The organism is Leeuwenhoekiella sp. CH_XMU1409-2, assembly GCF_037029365.1.
GTDB classification, from domain to species: Bacteria; Bacteroidota; Bacteroidia; order Flavobacteriales; family Flavobacteriaceae; genus Leeuwenhoekiella; species Leeuwenhoekiella blandensis.
Genome location: NZ_JAYMEI010000001.1, coordinates 219,216 through 231,246 on the forward strand (window position 1 = coordinate 219,216; position 12,031 = coordinate 231,246).

A 12,031-nucleotide genomic window follows, 5' to 3' on the forward strand; every position below is an offset into this window, starting at 1 on the left:
TTTTAAACCGGCTTTTGCAATGCCTGCTTAATCACCTCACTCCAGATTGCATAACCTTTTTTGTTGAGGTGCAAGCCGTCTGACATATAGAGTTCGGGATTGGGTTTGTCGTCTAGCGAGATCATTTGTGAGAATACGTTAATGAACTGCGCATCCAAGCCGGTGATCACATATTCTGAAAGCAGTTCGTTAAGCTCCATAAATTGCGGGATGAGATGCGCGCGTTCTACACTGGGTTTTAAGCTGATCACCGCCAGCGGAACTTTAGGATATTTTGCCTTTACCGCTTTGGTAAGCTCTTTAAAGTCGGCTAAGACTTCAAGTGGTGTGCGGCCTTGAGTAATGTCGTTTTCACCGGCATATAGAATTAGCTTCGACGGATTCACATCTTGAAAGATTTCCTCAAAATAGTGCAAACACCAGGCATACGTAGAGCCACCAAATCCCAGATTTAATGTGTGCATGGGCGCAAGATCTTCTTGCATATGCACCCATAACCGCACCGAAGAACTTCCGTAGAAAACGTACAAGTCCTCTTGATTTTTCAGTTTTTCAACACGACGACGCAGGCGTTTGATCTCGTTGGCCCACATTACCGGTGGTTCTTCTTCCGGCACCGCCGAAAAATTACTGGTCATCAACCTTTTTACTTTTTCGCGAGCTTCGGCCACATAGTCGGCATACTTTTTTTGATAGTCTTCTACAAAAGCTTTGACCAAAATAGGATCGTTTTTAGCCACGTGATCACTCATTTTAAAAGGCTTCAGGATGTTGCAGTAAAACAAGGTGTCGTTGATGCGTTTATCAAAATTCACCAAAACGATCGGGACGATGAGCGGTTCGGTTTTGAGATTTAGAGCGAGGTTAAAGGCGCCCGTTTTAAAAGCTCCGGGAGATTCTTCAGAAGTGTACGAAGTACCTTCCGGACTGATGATGAGATTCTTTTTGTTTTTTAAGAATTCGCTTGCAGCCGTATAAAAAATACTGCGATTGCTGGTTTTAGCAGCGGCTTCCGGCAGTTCAGATTCTTTGGTGTACACGTTAATGTAGCCTAGATTTTCATAATAATTTTGATGTCCGTATTCCTGACCTTGCGCGATGCGCACCGTGCGTATGCCGGGTTCACCGTATTTATCATCAAGTAAAACGCTGATAAAATGCGAGTCTAAAGTGATCTGAAATTGATTATTCAGTGTGTAAAATGGATGATTTAATAGGTGGTTGTAAATAAATATATGCCCGGAATCCTCAGGTAGATTCTCTAAACCTTCCACGTGTACCATAACCTGTTTTAATGCTTCGCGTGTGGCTTGCGCACAAGCTTTGCGTTTGTGTTGCGGGCTGGTTTCTGGATTGTTTTCGGCGACAGCCTCATAAATACTGCGCAACGCATTTTTAAACTGATGTTCACGCCGATCGTGTTTTAAAAACTCGAGACTCAGCGATGCGATGTGTCGCTCTAGGCTTGAGCCCTGCGTAACTAAATTCTGTAAGGTTTCATACGCAAGCGCTTTGGTGGTTTGATCTTTCAACAAATGAAATACCGAATGCAATCCCGAATTCACGGTAAGCCGCGAGCGGTTATTTTCGATCAATTGATAAACGGCATCAATGCTGTGTTTGCCTAAAAGCGAAGTATACCGAATAAACGCTGCGTTGATTTGATTGCCAATAAGCCAAATGAGGCGGTGATAAAAGCGTTTTTTGAGTCGGTCATCTTCTTCCAGAAGTTGGTGCAAATCCAGATGATTGATAAAGTATACCGCTGTTTTTTCAGTGGTGATGGCGTTGCAAATATCAGGAAGGTTGAGCAGCGAGGACCAACCAAAAATAAATCCGGAATTAGAAATACTGCGCTGGCTGATGTCAATTTTGCCTTCCATACGCTTGATGGCCACCTCGCCGTGTATTAAAATGTATAAACCCTCTGAAGCGCTGTCTTGCGCATAAATGATTTCGCTAGGCTCATAATCACGGCGTTGAACAAGCTTTGCGAGTTTGTTTAATTGAGGTTCAGAAAACTGATCAAGAAATGGTGATCGCCGCATCAAGTGAATGATCTCTGACTTTTCAATGGAAGGATTGAGGTAAAAGTGTTCGTCTTTAGGAATTTGAAAACTTTGAGGCCTCAGCAAAGAAGCCTGCTTACTCAATGCATTTTTAAGCAGTTGGTAATTGGTTTGACAAACCGCAAGGAGCAACGTGTTCACTTCTGCAAGATCTGCTTTAAAATCGGTAATCGGCACTTTGTAAAAAGTGGCTTGCCCACTGGCAATTTTTGCGCTAAAGGTATAGCGCTCCGGTGCAAAAAAACCATTCCAACCTATTGTGGTAAAAACGGTGTCGCTATGTGCAACCTGCACTTCTTGTTCTGCATTTTGATGTTGCGTGTAAAAGTCAAGACTGCCTTCAATAAGCCAATAGAGGTGTTTTACTTTTTTATGAATGGTGCAAAGTGTGGCGCCTTTGTGTTGAGAAACCAACTGGCCGGTAGGCAACAGCTCTTGTAATAATTCAAGCGAAATTTTAGTAGCAGCAAGTGTTTTCAATAGATAGCATGTTTTAAGTCCTTTACAAATTATCGCTTTGTACTCAAAAAACGGCTTCAGGTACTGCTTCACGCAGCATTTTTATGAATATTGAAATTTGTCATATTTGTTTTTTGTGATTTGGCAATAAAACACGGCAATGTGTCACTTTGGTTAACGCGCGTGCTGCTTTTTCGGAAATCTAAATGGGCATTTTGAGTACGCATCTTCACAACAGCTTGCTACTATGTTAAGGCATTCTTTTTATAGGTTTTTTTCTAATCTAAATTCCGTAATTTTGCACACTTATTAGAAAACGCATATCATGAGCACAAAGTTCCCTGAATATAAAGGACTTGACCTGCCCAAAGTGGCTGAGGAAATTTTAGCCTATTGGAAGGAAAACGACATATTTGAAAAAAGTATTTCTACGCGTGAAGGCAACGAACCTTACATCTTTTTTGAAGGTCCGCCATCTGCAAATGGAATGCCTGGTATTCACCATGTTATGGCGCGTGCGATCAAAGATATTTTTTGCCGTTTTCAAACTCAGAAAGGAAAGCAGGTAAAACGTAAGGCCGGTTGGGATACCCACGGACTTCCGGTAGAACTTGGTGTGGAGAAAGAATTGGGTATCACCAAAGAAGATATCGGTACCAAGATCAGCGTTTCAGAATACAACGAAGCCTGTAAAAATGCGGTGATGCGCTACACTGATGTGTGGAACAACCTTACCGAGCAGATGGGATATTGGGTAGATATGGAAGATCCCTACATCACCTACAAGCCAAAATACATGGAAACCGTATGGTGGCTGCTTAAGAATATTTACAATCAAGGTCTTATTTACAAAGGCTACACAATACAGCCGTATTCACCGAAAGCGGGTACCGGTTTAAGTTCGCACGAACTTAACCAACCCGGGACGTATCAGGATGTGACCGATACTACGGTAACCGCACAGTTTAAAGTGGTTGAGGACGAGACCTATAAAGCTTCTCCGCTTGCTGCTTTTGACGGATCAAAATACTTGATGGCCTGGACGACCACTCCGTGGACCTTGTCTTCAAACACAGCATTGACGGTTGGTAAGAAGATTGATTATGTTTTAGTAAAAACCTTCAATCAATATACGTTTGAGCCTATTCAGGTGGTTTGCGCAAAAGCTTTGGTGGGAAAGCAATTCACTAAGAAATTCTTTGCTGCAGAAAGTGAGGAGGATTTCGCAAAATTCAGTGAAGAAGATAAAAAGATTCCTTATCAAATCCTTTCTGAATTTAAAGGAAGCGAATTGCTAGAATTGCGATATGAGCCGGTGATCGATTATGTGCAGCCGCACGACAATCCACAGGATGCGTATCGCGTGATCGCGGGAGACTTCGTAACTACCGAAGACGGTACCGGTATCGTACACACCTCACCAACTTTTGGTGCAGATGATGCGATGGTGGCTAAACAAGCCGAGCCTCAAATTCCGCCGATGTTGGTGAAAGATGAGAATGGTAATTTGGTGCCGCTTGTAGACTTGCAAGGGCGTTTCCGTCCTGAACTGAAAGAGTTTGGCGGCAAGTATGTGAAAAACGAATATTACGACGACGGCGAAGCACCAGAGAAGAGTGTAGATGTTGAGATCGCAATTAAACTCAAAGAAGAAAATAAAGCCTTTAAAGTTGAAAAGTATGTGCACAGTTATCCAAACTGCTGGCGTACCGATAAGCCTATTTTATATTATCCGTTAGATTCCTGGTTCATCAAAGTAACTGATGTGCGTGATCGTATGCACGAGTTGAATCTGGGCATAAACTGGAAACCAAAAGCAACCGGTGAAGGCCGTTTTGGAAACTGGCTGGCCAATGCTAACGATTGGAATTTATCGCGCTCGCGTTATTGGGGAATTCCATTGCCAATCTGGAGAACTGAGGATGGAAAAGAGGAAATCATTATTGGTTCGGTTTCCGAACTAAAAGAAAAAATTGCTAAAGCTGTAAAAGCCGGTGTGATGGACAGCGATCCATTTGCAGATTTTGTTCCGGGTGATATGAGCGAAGCAAATTATGATTTGATAGACCTGCATAAAAATGTGGTTGATGAGATCAAACTGGTTTCGCCAAGCGGAAAAGCTATGCGTCGTGAAGCAGATTTGATTGACGTATGGTTTGATAGCGGAAGTATGCCGTACGCGCAATGGCACTATCCTTTTGAGAATAAAGAAATGGTTGAAGAAACCTGGCGAAAAGCCGACTTTATCGCAGAAGGTGTTGACCAGACCCGCGGTTGGTTCTATACACTTCACGCCATCGCAACGATGACTTTTGATGATGTTGCGTATAAAAATGTAGTTTCAAACGGACTTGTTTTAGACAAGAACGGTCAGAAGATGTCTAAGCGTTTGGGTAATGCGGTAGATCCGTTTACGACGCTTAATACCTTTGGTCCTGATGCGACGCGCTGGTATATGATCAGTAATGCGAATCCTTGGGATAACCTTAAGTTTGATCTAGACGGAATTACAGAGATTCAGCGTAAGTTCTTCGGAACTTTGTATAACACGTATTCATTCTTTTCGCTGTATGCTAATCTGGATAATTTTACCTATGCGGAAGCTGATATTGAATGGAAAGACAGACCTGAAATCGACCGTTGGATTCTTTCAGAATTACACACATTGATCGCGCAGGTAGAGAAATTCTATTCAGAATACGAGCCTACTAAAGCTACACGTGCAATTTCAGATTTTGTTCAAGAAAACTTAAGCAACTGGTTTGTGCGTTTAAGCCGCCGCCGTTACTGGAAAGGCGAGTATGCACACGATAAAATTTCAGCCTATCAAACGCTTTATCAATGTCTGGTAACCGTGGCAAAATTAGGAGCTCCGGTAGCGCCATTCTTTATGGATCGTTTGTATAAAGATCTGAATGGATTAACCAACAAGGAAGCTGCAGAAAGTGTACACCTCTCAGATTTCCCTGAAAGCAATACCGCGTTTATAGACACGAGCTTAGAGCATAAAATGCAAAAGGCACAAACGATCTCATCGTTAACCCTTTCGCTTCGCGCTAAAGAAAAAATCAAAGTGCGTCAGCCTTTGCAGCGCATTATGATTCCGGTGCTTGATGAAGCACAACGCGAAGAAATTATGGCTGTGCAAGACCTGATCAAGTCAGAAGTAAATGTGAAAGCGATCGAGCTGATCGATGATGCTTCGGGTATTTTGGTAAAAAATATCAAGCCTAACTTTAAGGTTTTAGGTCCGCGTTTTGGTCGAGATATGAAAGTGGTAGCTAATGCAATTAATGCGATGACCGCCAAGGATATCTCAACAATTGAAAATGAGGGGGAAATCACTGTGGACATTAATGGAAAAAGTGTTACTTTGGCGCCCGAAGACGTAGAAATCACTTCACAAGATATTGAGGGGTGGTTAGTTGCAAGCAGTGGATCACTTACAGTGGCACTCGATGTTACTTTGACAGACGAATTGAAGAACGAAGGTATCGCAAGAGAATTGGTGAACAGAATTCAGAATTTGAGAAAAGATTCAGGATTTGAGGTGACCGATAAAATTGAAGTACAATTACAACGTGACGGTAAGGTCGAGCAAGCCGTTAACGACAACTTAGAATACATTAAAATGGAAACGCTCACCGCAAAACTCGACGTTGCAGAGCAAGTTACTAACGGTATAGCTATAGCATTTGACGATGTAGAAACAAAGCTGGCTATAAAAAAACAGTAAACAACACATGGCGACAGACACTAAAGAACGTTACAGTGATGCGGAATTAGAAGAATTTCGCGTGATCATTCAGCAGAAAATTGATAAGGCTCAGAACGACCTTGACCTTATTAAAAGTGCGTATATGAATGACGGTAACAATGGTACTGACGATACTTCTCCTACGTTTAAAGCCTTTGAAGAAGGAAGTGAGACTATGAGTAAAGAGGCAAATTCTGCACTCGCCATTCGTCAAGAAAAGTTTATACGTGACTTAAGAAATGCATTAAACCGTATTCAAAACAAAACTTATGGTATTTGCCGTGTAACCGGTAAACTTATCAATAAGGAGCGTTTAAAGTTAGTTCCTCATGCTACGTTGAGTATTGAAGCAAAGAACATGCAGAAATAAGACACGTCATTATTGTTTACAAAAACGCTTCAGGAATATTCTGGAGCGTTTTTTGTTTCTAGCAGCTTATGAAGTATCTAAAAATTTTGAATTTGTTTGTGGTTTTGTTTTGCGCAATGAGCGTAGCATTTGCCCAAAAGCAAATGGTCTTGACAGAATCTGCAGGGCAACTCAAAGGCATTTTTATTGAGTCTGACCAGGTTTTTCAGATCTATGTGAAAACCACAAATTCTGACCAACTTGTCATCAGTACTGAAGTTGAAGGAGAAACCTTTGAGACACTTGAGATCGATACCCGGCTTCAGAATGAATTGTTATACGTCACCACTGGAAGATCGGTAGGTTTTAAGGCGTTTGACGATAAATTGGCAGCACATAAAGTGCTTTCTGTGGTATTGCATATTGAATTGCCCAAAAACAAGGAATTGTGGGTAAATTCCTCACTGGCTTCTGTTGAAGCGCAGGGAGCGTTCAGTTATGTAAACTTAAATCTTTCCGGCGGAAGGGTCGACCTCTTAAATTTTAGCGGAAATGGTGTGGTTAATACCCTTCGAGGCGCAATAGCGATAGAGACTCAAAACACAGCAGTGAAAGCTTCTAGCCGCAACGGAACGGTGGACGTAGCCTCAAGCCCGCTTCAGCTTTATGAACTTGTTTTAAAAACCGTGGATGGCGATATAAGCGTAAGCCAGTCTGAATAAATTAAGTATTTTTACCGCTCTTAAATACAGCACATGTCATTAAAAAAGGCCGTAGGCATTATCGTTCTTGTTTTGCTTGTAGATCAAATAAGCAAGATTTATATAAAAACCCATTTTCAGTTACAGGAGCAGGTTGTTGTTTTTGAATGGTTTAAAATTCTTTTTGTTGAGAATGAAGGAATGGCTTGGGGTGCTAAAATTCCCGGGAACTATGGTAAAATTATTCTTACGCTTTTTAGAATTGGGATTCTTCCGCTTATAGGGTATTGGTTATACGACAGTGTAAAAAAACACAGTTCGCGTATTCTTATCGTTGGGATCGCACTCATTTTTGCCGGTGCCTTTGGGAACATTATCGATTCTATTTTCTACGGAATTATATTCGACAGCAGTGCAGGCCAGCTCGCGACCTTTATGCCTGAGGATGGCGGTTACAGCAGCATCTTTTACGGGCGTGTGGTAGATATGCTTTATTTCCCGATCTGGGAAGGTTATTTGCCCGATTGGTTACCTATCTGGGGCGGAGATTACTTTACGTTTTTTAATGCGGTTTTTAATATCGCAGATATGGCGATCAGTACCGGAGTAGGTTTATTGCTGGTATTTAACAAGCGTGCCTTTTCAAAAGATCTAGAATAAGCTCGCTTAAAGGGTGATGGTAAATTTAGTTCCGTAGCCTGGCTTACTGGTTACTTCGATCTTTCCGCCTAGGGCTTCCACTTCATTTTTTACAATAAACAAGCCAACAGATTCACTATTGTTTGTGTTGTCTGAACTGCGTGTCATATGAAAAAGTTGATCCTTATTAGGGCCTAAATCATAACCCTTGCCGTTATCTTCTACAATTAGCGAAAGTTTCTTTTTATTTTCAAGACAGTAGGCTTTGATCTCGGGTTTGCGAGACCCATTTTTATTAAGGATTCCGTTTTTGATGAGCGTGTATAATATATTGTTCAAAAACTCCGGATTATACTCAATTACCGGGATTTCAGAAAAATCTGAATATAGATAGGCTTCTTCTTTCTCTATCAGCGGGCGCAGTTTGCTCTTTATGCGTTCAAAAGCTTCTTCTAAATTCACCTTTTTAAGCGGTTCTGAAGCTCTGCTTTGTATAGAGACCACTTCATTTAAACGTGCAACGGTACCGTTAAGACTTTCTGCAATTTCTTTATAATTATTAAAAAGCTCTTTTTGATCCTGTGGTAGCTTGGTAACATCAACCAACTGACTGGTGAGCTCCAGGTTGTTAACGTGCGATTTGATGTTGTGCGACACATAATCTGCAAAGGTAAACAGGCGTGAGTTGTTGGCTTCTACCGTTTCGATAGCTTTTTCCAGCATAAGTTCGCGTTCTTTCTCTTTGTCAACATTCACAACAACACCTTTAAGACCAATAACTTTTCCTTTTGCGTCAAGCGCGGGTCTTGATATGGCGTGTGCCCAAAAGGATTTGTTAGTATAGGTCATCATTTTAATCACCTTGTCAAACACCGGAGTTCCGTTAGAAAGATCGTTAAAACTTTTGATCACGTCGTCATGATAGTCCATATCAAAAAAATGCAGCGCGTGCTTCAAAGAAGGTTTATAGGTGTCTGGAGCTTCAAGAATGCTACGCATTTGCTTATCTATAAAACTCTTTTTGTTTACAAAGTCGATGCGCCAACTTCCGGCACCAACCATCGCAGCGATTTGCTCGTAAAAAAAGTTTTCCTCCTGGTCCTTAGGTTCTGGATTGGGCGTTTTATCAAAAAAGGAAAAAAATCTATTTTGAGCTTTTTTAGACATGGGTTAAATCGTGTTTGAAAAGGGGGTTGAATATAATGAAAAAAATCCTGTTGGTTTAAAACGTGTAGATTTTATCTGGTGTAATACAGTGGGTTAGGGCAATGTCATCAATGTTAGTTGGGAGTTCTTCTTCGGCTTCAAAAAACGAAAGACCGATCTTCAGACAAGATGGCTTACAGTTTTTTAAAAACCGATCATAAAAGCCTTTTCCGTAGCCTAATCGATTTCCTCTTTTGTCAAATGCTAAAAGCGGAATAAAAACAACATCTAATTGTTCAGGCTGCATTTGAATGCCGTTTTGCGGCTCAGGAATTCCCCAGGCATTGGTTTTGAGCAGCGTGCTGTCTGTAAGTAGATAATGCGTCATGGATGCAGACTTAAAATCGCTTTTTGAAAGCACAATGTTTTTGTCCTTTCCGCTTAAGATATTCAATATGTATTCGGTGTTGATTTCTTTCAGCTTTTCAATACTTAAGAAAAGATGATAAAATTCAAAATCCCAAATGTCGAGTTGAAGCAAGTTATTGGCGATGGCAAGGCTTTTGTCGTCACAGTTTTCCGCAGAAAGCGTCGCCCGCAAGTCTTTATATTTTGCTCGATAATCAGATTTATTCATCAGTCGACTAAAGCTGTTGAAATATGAAAAATTGCATCACCTTGATAGACAAGCGAAGCTTCATTGGTGTTGATGATATAGCCATCATTTGAGGCTTTTACCTTGTGTCTAAAGGTTCCGTAGGGATCTGTAATTGTCGCGATCACTTCGTTTTTTTCTACAAAATCTCCACAGGTGCTCTTTAAATGTAAGAGTCCGCTGTACTTCGCGCGCAGCCAGGTGCTGCTTTGAATTATGATGGAATCTTTGGTCTGCTCAGGTACTACAAAATCTTTATCAAGCATTTTAAGATGATCTAAAATGCGCATAACGCCATGAACGCCGGCACGAGCGATGTCTTTATCGCTTATTTGAGATTTTCCGCCTTCAAACAGCAAAACAGGAGTACCCATTTTTGCGCACGTAGAGCGGTAGGATTTTGTGATGTTCTTAGAATACACGATAAATGGAGCTCCAAAAATTTGAGCGTACGGCATCAGCTCTTTTTTGTCAGGATCTACGCGTATTTGAGCCACATTAAAGCGGCTTCCGCCACCGGTGTGAAAGTCTAAGCAGAAATCGGCCAAAGGCAAAATCTTGTTAGTAAACTGATAGGCAAATCTACTGGCTAGCGAGCCATTTTGCGTTCCCGGAAAAACCCGATTTAAATCCCTTCCGTCAGGAAAAGCGCGTTCCATATTGAGGAAACCAAACACATTGATCACAGGAATACAGATAATAGTACCCCGAGCAGGCTTATTGATCTTTTTTGAAATCACCTGTCTTACGATCTCAACACCGTTGATCTCATCACCGTGAATCCCGGCAGTGATCAACACACAAGGACCGGGCTTTTTTGAACGTTGTATGATGATAGGCACTTCTACCGAAGTGGTGGTGTACAGTTTTGCTAAGTTGAAGTTTAAGGTGCGTTTTTGCCCGGGCGCGATTTTCTCACCCAAAATGTGCAGCACATTCTTGTCATCAAAACCAGTCATAACTATATTCCGCGTTCAATATATCGAATGATGCTTTTGGCGATATCTTTTCCTGTAGCCTTCTCGATACCTTCCAGTCCTGGGGAAGAATTTACTTCAAGAATAAGCGGCCCACGTGCACTTTGTAGCATATCTACACCGGCAACACCAAGCCCCATGGCTTTGGCAGCTTTAATCGCTGCATTTTCTTCTTCGTCAGACAAGGTGATCACTTCTGCCGTACCGCCACGGTGTAAGTTAGAACGGAATTCTCCTTCCTTACCTTGACGCTTCATCGCGCCTACAACCTGACCGTCAATCACAAAAGCTCTGATGTCTGCACCTTTAGCTTCTTTAATAAACTCTTGAACGATAACACGAGCTTGCAAGCCATTAAAAGCTTCAATAACCGACTCTGCTGCATTTTTAGTTTCTGCTAAAACCACACCCAGACCCTGAGTTCCCTCAAGCAATTTGATGATTAATGGAGCGCCGCCTACGTGATCGATGATCTCTTCAACATCACGGCTGTAGTTTGTAAATACGGTTTTAGGGAGACCCAATCGCGCACGTGAAAGTATTTGTAAACTGCGCAATTTATCGCGACTGCGCACCAGTGCTTGAGATTCGGTTGTGGTAAAACAGCCCATCATCTCAAACTGACGTACCACAGCAGTACCATAATAGGTGATCGAAGCGCCAATGCGTGGGATTATCGCTTCGGTATCAGAAAGGTATCTGCCTTTATAGTAAACCGAAGGTTTTTTCTTTTCTATAATTAAGTCGCATTTAAGCGGATCTATAACTTCTACGTTATGCTTGCGCTTTTTTGCAGCTTCAATAAGGCGTGCTGTAGAGTAAAGATTAGAGTTTCTAGATAATATCTTTAGATTCATAAGGCTTTTTGAGCGTGAGACACATCGGTCAATTCGGTGTCAACAATAAATTTTTTGGTGAGAAATTTACGACCGATCAACACCGGGAACCGCATATCTTCACGAGAACTTAGGGTAAGCGAAATTTTATATACTTTTTGAAATAAGCGAATATTACTTTGTACCACATAACGGTATTGAATCTCTCCATTACTGCTTTTAACAGCGGTAATATCATACGACTCAAATCTCATTTCTTTTCCATTATATTCCGGATGCTTGGGATCTAGAAAAGTACAAAGCAACACATTTTCTTCTTCACGTATATGGTTGCAATGAATAGACGAGGTGTAGGCGCCGGTGTCGATCTTAATATCGATATCTGCTATGCCCAGTGCAGGAAAGTCTGCGCGGTCTGTACGGCCTATTACTACTTTTTCCAT

10 protein-coding genes are annotated in these 12,031 nt (G+C 41.5%); 4 read left to right on the forward strand and 6 right to left on the reverse strand.

Annotation, left to right across the window (positions count from 1 at the left end):
- Nucleotides 1–2 precede the first annotated feature (2 nt).
- Nucleotides 3–2,549: a cyclic nucleotide-binding domain-containing protein gene (locus tag WA338_RS00905; protein ID WP_272987135.1), complete on the reverse strand. Its 2,547-nt coding sequence runs from the start codon at nucleotides 2,547–2,549 to the stop codon at nucleotides 3–5.
- 304 nt (nucleotides 2,550–2,853) lie between these two features.
- On the opposite strand from WA338_RS00905, the gene ileS reads away from it, so the two are divergent.
- From ileS to WA338_RS00925, 4 genes are all read left to right on the forward strand, one after another.
- Nucleotides 2,854–6,264, forward strand: coding sequence for an isoleucine--tRNA ligase (gene ileS / locus WA338_RS00910; protein WP_272987133.1), 3,411 nt, complete (start codon nucleotides 2,854–2,856; stop codon nucleotides 6,262–6,264).
- A gap of 7 nt (nucleotides 6,265–6,271) precedes the next feature.
- On the forward strand, nucleotides 6,272–6,655 hold the full coding sequence (locus tag WA338_RS00915) for a TraR/DksA family transcriptional regulator (protein ID WP_009778497.1): 384 nt from the start codon (nucleotides 6,272–6,274) through the stop codon (nucleotides 6,653–6,655).
- Between the two features lie 149 nt (nucleotides 6,656–6,804).
- Nucleotides 6,805–7,356, forward strand: a complete 552-nt coding sequence (locus WA338_RS00920; RefSeq protein WP_273005311.1) for a hypothetical protein — start codon at nucleotides 6,805–6,807, stop codon at nucleotides 7,354–7,356.
- Nucleotides 7,357–7,389: 33 nt separating this feature from the next.
- Nucleotides 7,390–7,995: a lipoprotein signal peptidase gene (locus tag WA338_RS00925; RefSeq protein WP_272987129.1), complete on the forward strand. Its 606-nt coding sequence runs from the start codon at nucleotides 7,390–7,392 to the stop codon at nucleotides 7,993–7,995.
- Nucleotides 7,996–8,001: 6 nt separating this feature from the next.
- On the opposite strand, the gene WA338_RS00930 is transcribed toward WA338_RS00925, so the two are convergent.
- Genes WA338_RS00930 through WA338_RS00950 form a run of 5 tightly spaced genes read right to left on the reverse strand, consistent with a single transcriptional unit; the run spans nucleotide 8,002 to nucleotide 12,031 of the window.
- Complete coding sequence (locus WA338_RS00930) at nucleotides 8,002–9,141, reverse strand: sensor histidine kinase (RefSeq protein WP_272987127.1); 1,140 nt, start codon at nucleotides 9,139–9,141, stop codon at nucleotides 8,002–8,004.
- A 55-nt stretch (nucleotides 9,142–9,196) separates the two neighbouring features.
- On the reverse strand, nucleotides 9,197–9,757 hold the full coding sequence (locus tag WA338_RS00935) for a 5-formyltetrahydrofolate cyclo-ligase (protein WP_009778501.1): 561 nt from the start codon (nucleotides 9,755–9,757) through the stop codon (nucleotides 9,197–9,199).
- Complete coding sequence (locus WA338_RS00940; protein ID WP_009778502.1) at nucleotides 9,757–10,734, reverse strand: succinylglutamate desuccinylase/aspartoacylase family protein; 978 nt, start codon at nucleotides 10,732–10,734, stop codon at nucleotides 9,757–9,759. The genes WA338_RS00935 and WA338_RS00940 overlap by 1 nt, the downstream gene beginning before the upstream one ends.
- A gap of 2 nt (nucleotides 10,735–10,736) precedes the next feature.
- Nucleotides 10,737–11,609, reverse strand: a complete 873-nt coding sequence (rimK, locus tag WA338_RS00945; protein WP_009778503.1) for a 30S ribosomal protein S6--L-glutamate ligase — start codon at nucleotides 11,607–11,609, stop codon at nucleotides 10,737–10,739.
- Nucleotides 11,606–12,031 carry an ATP-dependent zinc protease family protein gene (locus WA338_RS00950; protein WP_009778504.1) on the reverse strand — a complete coding sequence of 142 codons (426 nt, stop codon included), beginning with the start codon at nucleotides 12,029–12,031 and terminating at the stop codon, nucleotides 11,606–11,608. The genes rimK and WA338_RS00950 overlap by 4 nt, the downstream gene beginning before the upstream one ends.

Excerpts from the sequence above, each read along its gene's own strand:
- ileS (WP_272987133.1), top strand. The coding sequence starts at position 2,854 with ATGAGCACAAAGTTCCCTGAATATAAAGGACTTGACCTGCCCAAAGTG.
- WA338_RS00940 (WP_009778502.1), bottom strand. The coding sequence starts at position 10,734 with ATGACTGGTTTTGATGACAAGAATGTGCTGCACATTTTGGGTGAGAAA.
- WA338_RS00925 (WP_272987129.1), top strand. The coding sequence starts at position 7,390 with ATGTCATTAAAAAAGGCCGTAGGCATTATCGTTCTTGTTTTGCTTGTA.
- WA338_RS00930 (WP_272987127.1), bottom strand. The coding sequence starts at position 9,141 with ATGTCTAAAAAAGCTCAAAATAGATTTTTTTCCTTTTTTGATAAAACG.
- WA338_RS00935 (WP_009778501.1), bottom strand. The coding sequence starts at position 9,757 with ATGAATAAATCTGATTATCGAGCAAAATATAAAGACTTGCGGGCGACG.
- WA338_RS00950 (WP_009778504.1), bottom strand. The coding sequence starts at position 12,031 with ATGGAAAAAGTAGTAATAGGCCGTACAGACCGCGCAGACTTTCCTGCA.
- WA338_RS00915 (WP_009778497.1), top strand. The coding sequence starts at position 6,272 with ATGGCGACAGACACTAAAGAACGTTACAGTGATGCGGAATTAGAAGAA.
- rimK (WP_009778503.1), bottom strand. The coding sequence starts at position 11,609 with ATGAATCTAAAGATATTATCTAGAAACTCTAATCTTTACTCTACAGCA.